Here is a 14,826-nt window from a genome sequence, read left to right on the forward strand (position 1 = left end):
TCCCCATGTTGCGCAAAACGCTTGTTAGATCCGCAGCAGCAATTGCAATCTTCGCAGCCTCTCCGGCATATGCGCAGGAGTGTGACGCGGCAGGAACCGTTGGGTCCGGCGGAAGCGCCGCGGCTGGCGAAACCTCCGCAAGCACGCTCGGCACTGCCGGGGCCTGCGTCACCGACGACGGCACCACCGCCTCGATCGCATCAGGCGGCAGCGCTGCTGCTGCCGACGGAAAGGCGCAGAGCCGTACGCAGATCAATGAGAACCCGAACCAGCTGAAGGCGCAGTCCCGCGCTCAGGCGATGGACAAGGGCACCTTCAGCAAGTCCCAGACAAAGACGCGGGTGAGAGATGGTGAACTCGAGAGCACAACCCGCACCATGTCCCATGTGCCCGGCAAAAAGCCTATAATTGATCGCACCGACAGCAGCGTTGCCCTTCCTGACTAGGAAGGAGCGTCTCGCGTTTTCCTAACCCGCTTCGGCGGGTTTCTTTTTCGCGAATCCCGCAGGGCCGCAAACGGCTTTCCACGCGCGTCGGCACAGGACGCCTCGTCGACCTCTTCCTCTACATCCATCCGTTCGCCCTCCCGAGGCACGCAGTGCTTGGACGTCTTTCGCAGATGCTCCCATCTCCGTTGCATCTCTGGTGTGATTGCTCGGATTAAGTCCGGGAAGACTTCCGAGCTTGGGCGGAAAAGTTCAGACCTTGGTCGGATAGTTCCGCGCAAAGGTCCCAAGGACGCGGCGCGCAGGAACGGCAGGACCGCGAAATCCGTTGAAGCCCCAACACAACGATGCATGCGGAGATGATTATGGAAAACAGCGTCTTTCAGGCTCGATGGCTTCTTATTCCGATCGCTGGTCTCGCCCTGGGCTTCGTCCTTCTCGGCACGGCAGCGGCGTAGCGAGATCAACGGATACCTGCGCTGCCCGTCCCTTCCTGCGCAGGCTCCTGCCCCGTCCGTTCCGCAACGGGCGGGGCTTTCTTTTGCCGCGAACGCTGTCTAGATGCTGGATGACCCCGGACGCTCGGAGGACGCGGAGAGACCGCAGATGAGGACAAGAAGAGAGCTAATCGCGTTCGCCGCGCTGACATCAGCAGCGCTGTTTTCACCGATCCGCCTGGCCTTCCTGAAGGGTAGCCCAGCACTAGCGCCCAATGAGGCTGCCGCACAAGGCAACAGCGGCGGAAGCGGTGGCGGCAACGGCGGTGGGAATAGCGGCGGCGGTGGAGGCAGCAGCGGCGGCAACAGCAGTGGTGCAGGCAGCAGCGGTGGTGGCGGTGGTGGCGGCGGAGCCGGCAACAGCGGCGGAAGCGGTGGCGGCAACGGCGGTGGGAATAGCGGCGGCGGTGGAGGCAGCAGCGGTGCCGGCGGCGGTGGTGGCGGCGGAGCCGGCAACAGCAACAGCGGCGGCAATGCTGGCGGCAACAGCAACCAGGAAGGCAGGTCGGGCGGAGGACGTCTAAATGGCGGATCGTCCAGATCACCTGGTCAGGCAGAAGTCCACAGCAATGGCTCGTCGATCACAGTGCGCCATCCGAACGGGGTGGTGGAAAGGATCGTCCGCAACCGCTACGAAATGCGCGATGCGCGCAACAGGCAGATCATTAACCGCAGAGCGACCGCTTCAGATCGTGCGCGCCTGCGCTCTTTCTGACCCTTCCCGCGCGGCGTCGCGCAAGGCGAGCGCTGCCTCGGTGCGGTTCGTCACGTTGAGCTTGGTGAAGATGCGCGTCATGTGATGCTTGATTGTCTTTTCGTGCAGATCGAGCGCGATGGCGATACGTTTGTTGCTGAGCCCGGATGCCACCAGCTTCAGCACTTCCATCTCACGATGGGTGAGGTCTCCGAACGGATCGTGCTTTGGCTCCGACGACCTCGAAAGCGTCTCTACGAGACGTGCCGAAAGACTGGGCGCGATATAGCTCTGGCCGGAGGCGACGGCTTTGACCACTTCCGCCAGTCCTTGCGATCCGATGCCCTTGAGGACGTAGCCTTTCGCACCCATCCTGACGGCATTGGCAAGGTCGTCGCCGGCTTCCGAGACCGTCAGCATCACGATCTTCGCGTCTGGCTGTGCCGCCAGTACTGCCTGGATCGCCTGCAGGCCGTTCCCCGGCATCGAGATATCCATCAGCATCACATCCGGCGCGTCGTTTTCGGCGATGGTGACCGCATCCTGGCCTGATGCTCCCTCCGCCACGATTTCCAGTCCGGGGGATTCACCCAGGCTACGGATAACGCCTTCTCTGAAAAGCGGATGATCGTCCACTACCGCGACACGGATGTTCGTCATTGTGTGAATTCTGCTCCCTCGGCTCTTAACGTCATGCAGACGGTTGTTCCGCTTGTCGAACTCTTAAGGCTGAAGCGACCGCCAATGCTCTCGATCCGTTCCCGCAGCCCCGCAAGCCCAAGACCCTCGGGCTTCACCTTTTCCACATCGAAGCCCGGACCTTCATCCTCTACTTCCACCGTGATCTCATTGTCACCCAGGGTTTGGCACACTTTCTGTCCAGCCCCGCCTCCGTGGCGAAAGCCGTTATTTAGGGCCTCTTGAACAAACCTGTAGATGGTGATCTTGGCTGACGGCGAAAGTTCGCACCCGACATCCGACAATTGAAGTGCCACGGGCGAACCTGTTCGTTGAACGTGGGCGTTCACGGCGCGAGTGATCACCTCGTGAAGGTCCCCATTTTCTATGTCAGGAAGGATGAGCCCCCTGCAGATCGCGCGGATCTCTTCCATCGCCTCATGGAGCCGGGCCTTGATCGCCGAAAGCTCGACCTCACGGACAGCGACTGGTGTATCCGGTGTCACGAGGGTCTTGCTGTCGATCCGAAGGGCGGCATACGCCACCAATTGCGCAGGACCATCGTGCAGGTCAGCACCCAGGCGGCGCAGGTAACTCTCGTTCAGCGCAGTCGCTCGCTGAGATGCACGCTGGGCCCGCCTGTGAAGTTCGCGGTTTTGCTCAAGGAGGTTGGACAATTCGGCGACCCGCTCCGTCAGGGCAGCCTTTTGATCATCAATGGTCCGGCTCCCCCGAACCACGATGGCGGAGAGAGATAGAAAGAAGACTGCAACGACCGCAGCCACCGCTGCCCAACTCAGTAGCCTCGCCTCCCACAGGCTTTCCTGGAACCCCTCCGCCACCTCGTAGAACTCCGAGACCGCCACGACTTCGCCTGACCACGGCTGCAGAATTGGGTTGTAGATCTCCAGGAGCGGGATGCCGGCGGCGCGTTCAGCGATGCTCTCCTCGTCGTCCGGTCGCTCGAACTCGGCAACCAGCTTGCCCGAAAACGCCCGTTGAAGCTCCTCGTTTAACTCAAAGCTTCGGCCGATCATGCTGGCATCCGTGGCATAGAGAACCGTCCCATCCGCCCGCCACAGACGAAACGAAATGACGCGGTCTCCCAGCGCTCCCTGCCCGAAGGTCTCGTCCAGTGTGCGGCTTGTAATATCGTCCAGGACCTCGGTGGTCTGAAGATCGGGAAGTAGTGGAGCGATGATGCCATCTACATACATCGCCGTGGTGGCCGCAGAGTTTCTGGTAACGGCAGCCTCGATGAGGGTTGTTACGAGCGCACCCACGACCAGTGCTGCTGCAATGGATACGACGCCGCCGGCCAGAAGGAACCGGCGCGCCAACGACTGCTGTCTCCACCGTTCAAACGCTCGGGACAATCTCGTCTCTCGCCACGATTACAATGCGCAGGAAGTATTGCACCGCCTGGCGGCGTCAATGGCGAGCGTATTCAGGGCGAAGAAGCACAGATGACGCCGTCTCAGCCTCTAATCCCCTAGAAGCTGGCGGTCGTCTCCGTCTCGATTGCGCACCAGTTCGCCTTTGATGCTGCGGAGGGATCTGAGTGCCTTGGTGCGATCTGCATAGGCGACCATGTTGGCCAGTATGTCGATTGCGGCAAGATAGGCATAGCGAGTGGATGTCGGTCGAAAAATATTCTTGCCCTCCGGCATCTCGATCGCGATCACGACATCCGCAGCGACGGCGACCGGCGAGCCCGCCTGCGTCATGACGATCGTTGGGATGTCGTTCTGCCGCAGAAGCTCCAGGCAATGGACAAGACCCATGTCCCGGCCAGTAAAGGACGAACCGAACATCACTGTTCCGGGCTGTGCCGCAGCCGACAACATCATGTTCATGCCGTGGTCGTTGGAAGCATTGATCCGACAGCCGAGACGGAAGAGGCGATTGTAGAGCTCATTGACGATCATCGTCGAGTTACCGCTGCCTCCGAACGCCTGGATGAAATCGGCGCCTCGCAATATGTCAGCAGCCTTTTCGATGGCGGCGAGATCGAGCTGGCGATGCAGTTCGAACAACGCATTCTGCGCTTTCGAGACGATATCGTGCGCCACCTCCTCCACAGTGGTCGTCGGAACCTCCGGCTTCAGGTATCGCAACCCGACATAGGCGAGCTTGGCGAGTTGCACCTTGAAATCCGAGTAACCTTGGCAACCCAGCCGCCGGCAGAAACGTGTCACGGTCGGGGGGGAGACGCCAACCCGTTCGGCCAGTTCCACAATGGAGGAGTTGACGACAAAATCGACGTTCTCCAACGCAAACTGCGCCAGTTTCGCCTCAAGGCTGGACAGTCTGCCCTCCTCATCCGAAAGGGCGTGAAAAAGGTCCATTCGATTCTTCCTATGCTTCGGCAGCGTTTCGAGGAATGCATTTTTTGAAAATGAATTTCAGTTTGCCCCGCTTTTGATACCATAGTACGGGCAGCCATCAATCAATCCGCAGCTGGAAAGAAAATAAAAGAAACCACTGCCGCCGCAATTGTGGCGCTCCATTTCCCGATGAGGTTCACCATGGACTATCCCTGGCCGGAAGCCGGCACACCGCTTGAGCAGATTGCGACTCCAATGCCGGTGATCGACGAGGACCGACTGGCTGCCAACATCGCGCGCGCCCAGGCCTATTGCGATCAGCACGGCAAGGCGTTCCGGCCGCACATCAAGACCCACAAGATCGCGGCTATTGCACGCCAGCAGTTGGACGCTGGCGCGGTTGGTCTCAATTGCCAGAAGGTGACCGAGGCTGAGATATTTGCCGAGGCGGGCTTCGATGACATCCTGATTACCTACAACATTCTGGGGCACGCCAAACTCGCCCGCCTGAAGGCCCTGAATTCACGGGTCGCGAAGCTTGCCGTTGTAGCGGACAGCGAAGTTACCATCGCTGGACTCGCTTCCACGTTCAGTGCCGATCAGCCGCTGACGGTGCTGATTGAATGCGACACCGGCGCCCGGCGCTGTGGCGTGCAGACGCCGGAGGCGGCGGCCTTGCTTGCCGAACAGGTGGCGGCAGCGCCCGGCCTGCGTTTTGGAGGGATCATGACCTACCCGGCCGTCGGCGGAGCGGCTGAAGTGGAAGCGTTCCTGGCCCGAACCATGGCGCTACTGTCGGGAAAGGGTATCAACTGCCCCGTCCGCTCCAGCGGCGGCTCTCCGGATCTGTTCGCCGCCCATCTCGTGCCATCTGCTACTGAACATCGGGCGGGCACCTATGTCTATAACGACCGCAGCATGGTCCGCGCCGGTCATTGCAGTGCCGATGACCTTGCCATGCATGTCATTGCCACAGTGGTTTCGCGGCCTGCAGAGGATCGGTCCGTGCTGGATTGCGGTTCCAAGGCCCTCACCTCCGACCTTCTCGGCTTTACCGACTACGGTGCGATCGATGGGTTCGAAGGCGCCCGCATCGTCTCGCTGTCAGAGGAACATGCGGTGGTCGATCTTTCCAAGTGCACCGAGCCTTTCCCTCAGATTGGCAGAATGGTCAAGGTAGTCCCGAACCACACCTGCGTCGTGAGCAATCTTTTCGAACGGATGGTCTTCCACCGCAACGGCATCGTCACCCGCGTCGAGAAAGTGGATGCACGCGGGACTGTCTGGTGAAGCACCTTAGATTTTTTTGCTTCCTCAGGGTCTGAGCGAATGGGCCGGGCATCCAGAACCAGCGAACGTCACGAAAATGGCGGGCCTCTTGCGGGCCTGCTTTTTCATGGGGAGCGAGGCCTCGTTCTGGATCAACCTCCCACCTGAGTTGCCGGAAGCTGATGATCTTAAAGCAATAATGGCCCTTCCGCCCATCGTGAAACGAGTTCCGAGCAGTTCCCCCTTACGAAAATGATGCGCGATTTCGCTCAAGAAGAAAATTAATTACACCGGCCTGTTAGAAACCAGGAAGAAGCATTGACTTGAAACCATTTTGACGCATTATGACGAAAATAAATTACACCGTAACGGTGAACGGGCGAACTGAAGAAAACGGGATATCGAGAGCCTGAACCTGCTCTGGCTGACACAGCCCAGAGAGGCATGATCAGATTTCTCGGCTTCATGACAAAGATACGATGGCAGCGCGCGCCAAAGCGGTGGCGCGAAGGCCGGAGTGTATGTGGACAGGACCGGAATGCGCATTTTTACCGCCTCGCTGGCGACCGAGACAAACACCTTCTCCCCCGTCCCCACCGATATGAACGCCTTCAAGGCGGCCTTCTATGCCGGACCGGGCGAGCACCCGGATACCCCCACGCTTTGCTCCGCCGTGGTCCCGATCCTCCGCCGTCGCAGTCGGGAAGAAGGCTTTACCGTCATCGAGGGTACTTCCTGCTGGGCGGAACCAGCCGGCCTGATCCAGCGACAAACCTACGAGACTCTGCGTGACCTGATCCTTTCGGAGCTGAAGGAAGCCATGCCTGTCGACGGGGTGGTACTTGGCCTGCATGGCGCCATGGCCGCCCAGGGTTATGACGATCCGGAAGGCGATCTGCTTTCCCGCATCAGAGACATAGTTGGCCCCGGCCTGCTGATCGCTGCGGAGTTCGACCCGCACAGCCACCTGACCGCGCTGCGGGTCGCCAATCTCGACATCATGGCCGCCTTCCAGGAATTTCCTCACACCGATTTCGAACAGCGTGGCGAGCATGTTGTTGACCTGGCGTTGAGGACTTTGCGCGGTGAGATCACGCCGGTCATCTCCACCTTTGATTGCCGCATGATCACCATTTTCCCTACGAGCCGCGAGCCGATGCGGTCCTTCGTGGACCGTATCAAGGACTTGGAAGGCAGAGACGGCATCCTCTCCATCTCCGTTATCCACGGCTTCATGGCCGGCGACCTGCCCGACATGGGCACGCGCATGGTGGTCGTGACCGACAACGACAAGGAGAAGGGCGACGCGCTGGCCGCTCGGCTCGGGCGCGAGCTCTACAGCCTGCGCAAGACGACCGCCATGCCCATGTTCGACACTGAGACCGGCCTGGATAAGGCGGTCGCCATCCGCGCCGCTCATCACGACAAGCCGGTCACGATCGCCGACATCTGGGACAATCCCGGCGGCGGCGTGGCCGGTGACGCGACCCACATCCTCCGCCGCATGATGACACGCGGATTGGATAACATCGCGGTGGCAACAATATGGGATCCCGTCGCGGTCACCTTCTGCCATGCGGCGGGAGAAGGGGCGCAGATCAACCTGCGCATCGGTGGGAAATCCGGGCCGGAAGGCGGTGATCCGCTGGACCTGCGCGTCACTGTCGCAAAGGTATTTGATGCCGGCTGGCAAAGTTTTCAGAACAGTCGAGTGACGCTCGGAAGCACCGCCGTCATCCGCCCCGTCGGGACGAATATCGATATCCTGCTGATCACCAGCCGCACCCAGACCTACGAGCCGGACATCTTCACCAACCAGGGCGTCGAACTTTCCGGCAAGTCATATCTACTGATCAAGTCGACGAACCATTTCTATGCCGGCTTCCAGCCGATCTCGTCCGAGATCGTCTACATCGCCGCGCCGACCTCCTATCCGACCGACCCGGCGACCACGCCCTATCGCAAGGCAAGCCTTGAGCTTTGGCCGCGCGTGGCCGACCCGCTGGGGCTGGATAATGCCTGAACTTTCGGCCGGGAGGAAAGCCGGCCGGATTGATTAACGACGCAACACAAGAAGGGGATGACCATGAAGAAGAATGTACTTGCTCTGATCACGCTGGCAGCACTGGCCGGCACAAGCAGCCTGGCTCTGGCGCAGGCAAGCGACGGCGTACTGACCGTCGCGACGATCGGCGAACCGCCAACCCTTGACGTCATGCAGACGCCGACGGATATCGTGCTGACCATCGATCAGCACATTTTCGAGACGCTCTACACCTACGACGCCCAGTGGAAGTCGGTGCCGCTCCTCGCAGCCGACATGCCCACTTTGTCGGAAGACGGTCTCACCTATCGGATTCCGCTGCGCGAGGGCGTAAAGTTCCACGATGGCAGCGACTTCGACGCCAAGGACGTTACCGCCTCCCTGAAGCGCTGGATGGCGATCAATTCGAAGGGCAAGCAGGTTGCCGAGATTGTTGACAGCCTGACTGAAGACGGGGATCACGCTGTCGTCATCAAGCTGAAGTCGCGCTATGCGCCGCTACTGGCAACGCTCTCGCAGGCCTCGGTCATCCTGCCGTCCGAGAAGATCGCGGATACCTTGACCGAGTTTGTCGGCACCGGACCCTATGCGCTGAAGGAGCGCAAGCCTGACCAGTACATCCAGCTCGTCCGCTTCGAGGATTATACCTCTCCGGAAGGTGAAGTCAGCAACTATGCCGGCAAGCGCGAGGCGATCGCCAAGGAAATCCGCTTTGTGCCCGTGCCTGATGCCAATACCCGCGTCGAAGGCCTCATCTCGGGCCAGTTCGACTATGCGGATTCGCTTCCCGTCAGCGCCTATGAGCGTGTCGAACAAAGCGACAGCGCCAAGCCCGTCATCTTCAAGGATGCCGGCTGGGCGTCGATGAACATGAACATGAAGGAAGGCCTTCTGGTCAAAAAGGAACTGCGCCAGGCAGTTCAGGCCGCACTCAATCCGAACGACATGATGCTGGCGGCCTTCTCCGACGACCGCTTCTTCAGCGTTGATGCCTCGATCTTCCCGGAAAGCTCCTTCTGGCACACCGAAGCCGGCGTCGAACGCTATGGTGAGGGCGATCCCGAAGCTGCCGCAAAACTTCTGGAAGCGGGCGGATACGATGGCACGCCACTGCGCCTGATGACCAGCCGCCAGTATGAGTTCCACTACAAGATCGGCGAGGTCGCAAAGGCCTATCTCGAAGCCGCGGGCTTCAAGGTCGACCTTCAGGTGGTGGACTGGGCAACGCTGACGACCCGCCGCGCTGATCCGAAGGAATGGGACATCTTCATCACCCACTCCAACTTCCCCGGCGATCCGACGACGATCAACACGATTACCGACACCTATCCGGGCTGGTATGTCTCCGAGCAGAAGGCCAAGGCAGTTGCTGCCTATATGGATGCCACCACCGACGACGCAAAGAAGGCGGCCTGGGAAGGCATCCAGACCGTCATCTATGACGATGCTCCGCTCTACAAGGTGGGAAACTTCAACGCCGTTTCCGGTCTCGCCAATGGGGTTGATGGTTATGAGCCTACGTACTGGCCGCATTTCTGGAACGTGAGCCCGAAGAAGTAAGGACTGACTGATGGCAAGGATCGCTCAGGCACTCGTGAAACGGCTGGGGGGAATGGCCATAGTGCTCGCCCTTGTCGTGACGGTGGTCTTCATCATCGTTCGCGTAACGCCTGGCGATCCTGCCGCTGTCATGCTGGGGTCCGATGCGACCCCGGAAGACATCGCGCAACTGCGCACCCGTCTGGGGCTTGATGCGCCGCTCCTCCTGCAATACGGCCAGTTCGTGCTGGGCATATTGCAGGGCGATCTCGGCCAGTCGATCTTCCTCAACCAACCCGTCACGACGGCACTTGCCGCACGGGCGGAGCCGACTTTCTTCCTCACCCTGTTCTCAATCCTGATCGCCGTCCTGATTGCCCTACCGGTCGGGATATTGTCCGCAGTCAAGCGAGGCACAATCTTCGACCAGATCGTCGTTACACTGACTATGGTGGCGGCGAGTGTGCCGAGTTTCTGGCTCGGCCTGATCCTGATCCAGGTATTCGCTGTCGGCCAGGGCTGGTTTCCCGCCTCCGGCTATGGTGGTCCCGACACCTCTTTCCTTGACCGTCTTCACCATCTTGTTCTGCCAGCAGTGGCGCTCGGCGTCGTCAACTCCGCGTTGATCACACGCTTCACCCGCGCCGCCATGCTGGACGTTCTCGGTGACGACTATGTCAGGACCGCACGGGCCAAGGGAGCGGGTGAAGGTCGCGTTATCCTGAAACACGCGCTGAAGAATGCATTGATCCCGATCATAACCGTCATCGGCCTGTCGATCGCGCTACTCGTCGCCGGTGCCGTCGTTACGGAGACCGTTTTCGGATTGCCCGGGATTGGTAACCTTGTCGTATCGGCAGTACTGAGGCGCGATTACCCAGTGATTCAGGGAACATTGCTTGTTGTCGCCGCCATCTATGTGCTCATCAATTTCATCGTAGACATGCTTTATATCCTCGTTGATCCACGGGTGCGCCAATGACCACGATGGCCTCCGTCTCCCTGCCGTTGGTGTCTGGCCTTCGCCGCCTGTTCGGCAACCGGGCGGTGCTGCTCGGCACCGTCATCCTGGTGGTGGTCATACTGGCTGCACTTCTTGCGCCATGGGTTGCCCCCTATGCTCCGAACAAGCTCTCGATCGTCAACAAACTGAAGCCGCCGTCGATGACCAACCTGTTTGGAACCGACGAATTCGGGCGCGATATCTTTTCGCGGGCTATCTTCGCCGGGCGGATCTCGCTGCTCGTCAGTCTGGGCGTCGTCGCAATCTCGACCCTACTCGGCGTGATCCTGGGAGTTGCCGCCGGTTTCTTCCGCAGCCTGGATGCGCCCATCTCCCGCCTCCTCGACGCAATGATGTCCTTCCCGGACATCCTGCTCGCGATCGCGCTGGTTGCTGCACTCGGCCCCTCGCTTTCGACTGTCATTATCGCGCTCGGGATAACCTATGCCCCCCGCCTCGCCCGGATTGTACGCGGCTCGACGCTCGTCCTGCGCGAACTACCCTATATCGAGGCGGCGGTCGCCATGGGCCTGCCCACCTGGCAAATCCTTGCCCGGCATGTCCTGCTCAACCTCGCCTCCCCCATCCTGGTTCAGGCGACCTTTGTCTTTGCTTCGGCAATGCTGGCGGAAGCAAGCCTCTCATTCCTTGGCGTCGGCGTTTCCACCGACATGCCGACTTGGGGGACGATGCTCGCGTCCGGCCGTGAATACATGAACAACGCCCCGTGGCTGATGATCTTCCCGGGACTGGCTATCGTGTTCTCGGTTCTCTCGCTGCAGTTGCTCGGGGACGGCCTGCGCGACTTCGTTGATCCACGACTGGCCAAGGAAAGCTGATCATGACCACTGCCATGACCACGACGCCGCCAGTGCTTGCCGTCGAGAACCTGACCACCTCGTTCAAGACGTCGGAAGGCTGGATCCCGGTCATCCGCGATATCAACCTGCATGTAGATGCAGGCGAAACGGTTGCCATCGTCGGCGAATCCGGTTCCGGCAAGAGCGTCACGGCGCTGTCGACCATGCGGCTTCTGCCTGCAGGACGATCCCGTATCGAAGGCCGGATTCTGCTCGACGGCACAGATGTCCTGAAGATGAGTGACAAGCAGATGCGCTCCGTCCGCGGCGGCTCCATCGGCATGATCTTCCAGGAGCCGATGACCTCCCTCAACCCGGTCTTCACCATCGGCAACCAGATTGCCGAGGCCCTTGTCCTGCATCGCGGCCTGTCATGGGGGCAAGCGGAAGCCGAAGCCCTGCGCCTGATGGAGCGTGTTCGCATTCCAGCCGCCAAGACCCGGTTGCACGAATACCCGCACAAATTCTCCGGAGGCATGCGCCAGCGCGTCATGATCGCCATGGCGCTCGCCTGCCGGCCGAAGCTGCTGATCGCCGACGAACCGACAACGGCCCTCGACGTGACCATCCAGGCCGAGATCCTTCACCTCCTGCGCGAACTGCAGAGGGAGGAGAACATGGGCATCCTGTTCATCACCCACGACATGGGCGTCGTTGCAGAAATAGCAGACCGCACCGTGGTGATGTTTCGCGGGGACATGGTCGAAACCGGTTCAACGCACGAAATCTTTGCCAATCCGAGGGCCGTCTACACGAAATCGCTGCTCGCTTCCATCCCGCGGCTCGGCACGATGGGCGCTGCGAACGCACCGCGGCGGTTCCCGGAGGTCGATCCGGCAACCGGAGAAGCGACGGATGGCATCGAGATGAACCCGGTTCCACAGACGGTGGAACCGATCCTCAGGGTCGATAACCTCGCGGTCCGTTTCGATCTTCCGAACGGGCGTGTTCATGCCGTGGAAGATGTGTCCTTCGACCTGCGCCCTGGCGAGACACTCGCGCTGGTGGGCGAATCCGGCTGCGGCAAGTCGACGACCGGCCGCGCCATCATCAGGCTCCTCACCCCAACTGCCGGGTCGATCGTGATCGACGGACAGGATGTCACAAAAGCAGATAACCGCAAGTTGCGTGAGATGCGCCGCTCCTCGCAGATGATCTTTCAGGACCCATTCGCCTCCCTTAATCCGCGCATCACCGTGGGTTCCGCGATTGCTGAGCCCATCCTCGCCCATCGCCTGATGGGCCGCAAGGAGGCAAAGCTGCGTGTGTCGCAGCTTCTCGAACAGGTGGGCCTCTCCGCCGCAATGGCTGATCGGCACCCGCATGAATTCTCCGGCGGCCAGCGCCAGCGAATCTCGATCGCGCGAGCACTTGCGCTCGAACCGAAATTCATCGTAGCCGACGAGGCTGTCTCGGCCCTCGACGTGTCGGTCAAGGCGCAAGTCTCCAATCTCCTGCTGGATCTGCAGCAGCAGCATGGCCTCGCCTATCTGTTCATCTCCCATGACATGGCCGTGGTCGAGCGTATGAGCCATCGGGTAGCCGTGATGTTCCTCGGGGAGATTGTCGAGATCGGGCCGCGGGCGGCTATCTTCGAAAACCCCCAGCACCCATACACCCGACGGCTGATATCCGCGGTGCCGATCCCGGACCCGACCCGGCGCGGCCAGATGGCCCCACCACTTTCGGAAGAGATCAAAAGCCCAGTCCGCGCTTTTGACTACGTCCCGCCCAAACGGGCGTATCGTGAAGTTTCACCCATGCACTTCGTGCAGGAAACGCTGTGACCCGGCCTTGACGCCCGGCCTTACCAAACAGAAAGCGCATTCCATGACCAACAAGAAACTGATCCGCTATGACGTCGCCGACAGCCAGGCAGGCGGCCAGCGCCGTCCCTTCGCAAAAGCCGTCCGTGCTGGCGATTTCGTCTATGTATCGGGTCAAGTTCCCACGGTCGGAGGCGAGGTTATCGTCGGCAACATCGTGGCGCAGACCGAACAGGTGATCGAGAACATCAGATCCGTTCTCGCACTTGCGGACTGCACGCTCGAGGATGTGGTGAAGGTCAATGTCTGGCTCGACGATGCCCGCGACTTCTCAAGCTTCAACGCGGTCTTCCAGAAGCACTTCATCGACCACCCGCCAGCCCGTTCCACGGTCCAGTCTCCAATGATGGTGGACGTGAAAGTCGAGATGGACGTGATTGCGTACAAGCCGTTGGAATGACACTGATGCTCCACGTCCCATCGATTATAGGGTTGCACCAATGGTGATGACCACGTCGCGGTCAGGCGGAAATCTTCAAGATACAACGTGACACGGCAACCGCTGGGAGCATGCGCATCCCGCTGCGGCAGCCTGAGGCTCTACAGAGTTCTCTCGACGAAGCAATTACGCCCCCGGGCCTTTGCTTCATACATGGCCGCGTCCACCGTCGCCAAGAGGGTGTTTCGGTCGACATCGCCCTTTTCGGCAACGATACCACCGATGCTTGCGCCAGCGTATACAGCCTTGCCGTCCAGCGTTATCGGCTCCTGGAACTGCGCCAGTAGCCGCTCCGCCACACGCTTCAGCCGATCGCGCGATCCCAGATTCGGCATGAAGATGGCGAACTCATCGCCACCCATACGTACCACCACGTCGCTGCCGCGCACGATCTGGCGGATACGGTCGGCGACCTCGTGCAGCGTTACGTCCCCTGCGCGATGGCCGTATGTGTCGTTGATCGCCTTGAACCCATCCATGTCGAGGTAGAGAACGCCGAGGAGTTCGCTCTCGCCATTCTTGGCATACAGGTTCGCATCGACAACTTTTTCGAGAGCTAAGCGGTTATAGAACCGTGTCAGCGGATCGCGCATCGCGGCCTCGCTGAGATTGTCTTCACTGATCTTGAGCATGCAGTTTGCCCGTTGCAAACGCAGAAGTGCCTCCGCTACCACCGCAAAGCGCTGCAGGGTTTCAACATTCTCATCGGTCAGCGTCTTCACCTCGTCGTGCAGGAGACAGAAGGTGCCGACGATCAGCCCCGGCTCCAGTTCCAGAGGCACGCCAGCGTAGAACCTGAGTCTTGGTCCATCCGTGACATAGGGCATCAGGCGCAACTCAGGATGCGCCCGCAGGTCGGGAATGATGATCAGGTCGCGCTTCTGGACCACGCGGGTGCAGATCGACATGTCGCTGGCGCATTCCGCAATTTCCAACCCAGCCTGGGCCGCGATCCTGAGCCAGCTTTCGTCCAGGATATGCACGCCTGCCCGCAGCACGGAGAACACGCCCTGAGCAAGCTCTGCGGTGGCAGCCAGTTCAGGGGTCGGCCCGAAATGGAGATCAAGCAGAGATCGGACAGCCGTCAGTCGGCGCGATTCCAGCGGTAGCTCTTCCGTAAGGGTGGTTTCCATCAAGACCTCCTGTCTTGCGTGGCTCGACCGAGCGCCGCACCTTTCATCTGCCGCAGAGGCATACCCTTCCC

At 60.4% G+C, this 14,826-nt stretch carries 13 protein-coding genes; 9 read left to right on the top strand and 4 right to left on the bottom strand.

The features are described from left to right. Window positions 1–5: 5 nt before the first annotated feature. Window positions 6–446 (top strand): hypothetical protein, encoded by a 441-nt coding sequence (locus ACEPP2_RS10880; protein WP_395516605.1) that lies wholly within the window; start codon window positions 6–8, stop codon window positions 444–446. Window positions 447–1,158: 712 nt separating this feature from the next. Further along, window positions 1,159–1,467 carry a hypothetical protein gene (locus ACEPP2_RS10885; RefSeq protein WP_395516606.1) on the top strand — a complete coding sequence of 103 codons (309 nt, stop codon included), beginning with the start codon at window positions 1,159–1,161 and terminating at the stop codon, window positions 1,465–1,467. Window positions 1,468–1,628: 161 nt separating this feature from the next. On the opposite strand, the gene ACEPP2_RS10890 is transcribed toward ACEPP2_RS10885, so the two are convergent. From ACEPP2_RS10890 to ACEPP2_RS10900, 3 genes are all read right to left on the bottom strand, one after another. Beyond that, complete coding sequence (locus tag ACEPP2_RS10890; RefSeq protein ID WP_395516607.1) at window positions 1,629–2,297, bottom strand: response regulator; 669 nt, start codon at window positions 2,295–2,297, stop codon at window positions 1,629–1,631. Then, window positions 2,294–3,691 (bottom strand): sensor histidine kinase, encoded by a 1,398-nt coding sequence (locus ACEPP2_RS10895; protein ID WP_395516608.1) that lies wholly within the window; start codon window positions 3,689–3,691, stop codon window positions 2,294–2,296. Before ACEPP2_RS10895 ends, ACEPP2_RS10890 begins: the two co-directional genes overlap by 4 nt. A gap of 108 nt (window positions 3,692–3,799) precedes the next feature. Next, window positions 3,800–4,663, bottom strand: coding sequence for a MurR/RpiR family transcriptional regulator (locus ACEPP2_RS10900; protein WP_395516609.1), 864 nt, complete (start codon window positions 4,661–4,663; stop codon window positions 3,800–3,802). 180 nt (window positions 4,664–4,843) lie between these two features. Between ACEPP2_RS10900 and ACEPP2_RS10905 the strand changes: the two genes are divergently transcribed. The 7 genes from ACEPP2_RS10905 (at window position 4,844) to ACEPP2_RS10935 (ending at window position 13,583) form a co-directional block, all read left to right on the top strand. Next, window positions 4,844–5,932, top strand: coding sequence for a D-TA family PLP-dependent enzyme (locus ACEPP2_RS10905; protein WP_395516610.1), 1,089 nt, complete (start codon window positions 4,844–4,846; stop codon window positions 5,930–5,932). Between the two features lie 517 nt (window positions 5,933–6,449). Further along, on the top strand, window positions 6,450–7,934 hold the full coding sequence (locus ACEPP2_RS10910) for a M81 family metallopeptidase (protein WP_077548013.1): 1,485 nt from the start codon (window positions 6,450–6,452) through the stop codon (window positions 7,932–7,934). Between the two features lie 63 nt (window positions 7,935–7,997). After that, window positions 7,998–9,515 carry an ABC transporter substrate-binding protein gene (locus ACEPP2_RS10915; protein WP_142587462.1) on the top strand — a complete coding sequence of 506 codons (1,518 nt, stop codon included), beginning with the start codon at window positions 7,998–8,000 and terminating at the stop codon, window positions 9,513–9,515. 19 nt (window positions 9,516–9,534) lie between these two features. Then, complete coding sequence (locus tag ACEPP2_RS10920; RefSeq protein ID WP_077548215.1) at window positions 9,535–10,476, top strand: ABC transporter permease; 942 nt, start codon at window positions 9,535–9,537, stop codon at window positions 10,474–10,476. Further along, window positions 10,473–11,336 carry an ABC transporter permease gene (locus ACEPP2_RS10925; RefSeq protein WP_281979050.1) on the top strand — a complete coding sequence of 288 codons (864 nt, stop codon included), beginning with the start codon at window positions 10,473–10,475 and terminating at the stop codon, window positions 11,334–11,336. Before ACEPP2_RS10920 ends, ACEPP2_RS10925 begins: the two co-directional genes overlap by 4 nt. A gap of 2 nt (window positions 11,337–11,338) precedes the next feature. Further along, complete coding sequence (locus tag ACEPP2_RS10930) at window positions 11,339–13,144, top strand: ABC transporter ATP-binding protein (protein ID WP_395516611.1); 1,806 nt, start codon at window positions 11,339–11,341, stop codon at window positions 13,142–13,144. 43 nt (window positions 13,145–13,187) lie between these two features. Next, window positions 13,188–13,583: a RidA family protein gene (locus ACEPP2_RS10935; RefSeq protein WP_395516612.1), complete on the top strand. Its 396-nt coding sequence runs from the start codon at window positions 13,188–13,190 to the stop codon at window positions 13,581–13,583. A gap of 140 nt (window positions 13,584–13,723) precedes the next feature. On the opposite strand, the gene ACEPP2_RS10940 is transcribed toward ACEPP2_RS10935, so the two are convergent. Continuing rightward, entirely contained in the window at window positions 13,724–14,755 is a 1,032-nt protein-coding gene (locus ACEPP2_RS10940) for a diguanylate cyclase domain-containing protein (RefSeq protein WP_395516613.1), read from the bottom strand. Window positions 14,756–14,826 lie beyond the last annotated feature (71 nt).

Source organism: Pseudorhizobium flavum, assembly GCF_044142885.1.
GTDB lineage: Bacteria > Pseudomonadota > Alphaproteobacteria > Rhizobiales > Rhizobiaceae > Neorhizobium > Neorhizobium flavum.

Bases quoted from the DNA above. Each gene is read 5' to 3' on its own strand.
- ACEPP2_RS10880 (WP_395516605.1), top strand. From the start codon at position 6: ATGTTGCGCAAAACGCTTGTTAGATCCGCAGCAGCAATTGCAATCTTC.
- ACEPP2_RS10885 (WP_395516606.1), top strand. From the start codon at position 1,159: ATGAGGCTGCCGCACAAGGCAACAGCGGCGGAAGCGGTGGCGGCAACG.
- ACEPP2_RS10890 (WP_395516607.1), bottom strand. From the start codon at position 2,297: ATGACGAACATCCGTGTCGCGGTAGTGGACGATCATCCGCTTTTCAGA.
- ACEPP2_RS10900 (WP_395516609.1), bottom strand. From the start codon at position 4,663: ATGGACCTTTTTCACGCCCTTTCGGATGAGGAGGGCAGACTGTCCAGC.
- ACEPP2_RS10905 (WP_395516610.1), top strand. From the start codon at position 4,844: ATGGACTATCCCTGGCCGGAAGCCGGCACACCGCTTGAGCAGATTGCG.
- ACEPP2_RS10910 (WP_077548013.1), top strand. From the start codon at position 6,450: ATGCGCATTTTTACCGCCTCGCTGGCGACCGAGACAAACACCTTCTCC.
- ACEPP2_RS10915 (WP_142587462.1), top strand. From the start codon at position 7,998: ATGAAGAAGAATGTACTTGCTCTGATCACGCTGGCAGCACTGGCCGGC.
- ACEPP2_RS10925 (WP_281979050.1), top strand. From the start codon at position 10,473: ATGACCACGATGGCCTCCGTCTCCCTGCCGTTGGTGTCTGGCCTTCGC.
- ACEPP2_RS10930 (WP_395516611.1), top strand. From the start codon at position 11,339: ATGACCACTGCCATGACCACGACGCCGCCAGTGCTTGCCGTCGAGAAC.
- ACEPP2_RS10935 (WP_395516612.1), top strand. From the start codon at position 13,188: ATGACCAACAAGAAACTGATCCGCTATGACGTCGCCGACAGCCAGGCA.
- ACEPP2_RS10940 (WP_395516613.1), bottom strand. From the start codon at position 14,755: ATGGAAACCACCCTTACGGAAGAGCTACCGCTGGAATCGCGCCGACTG.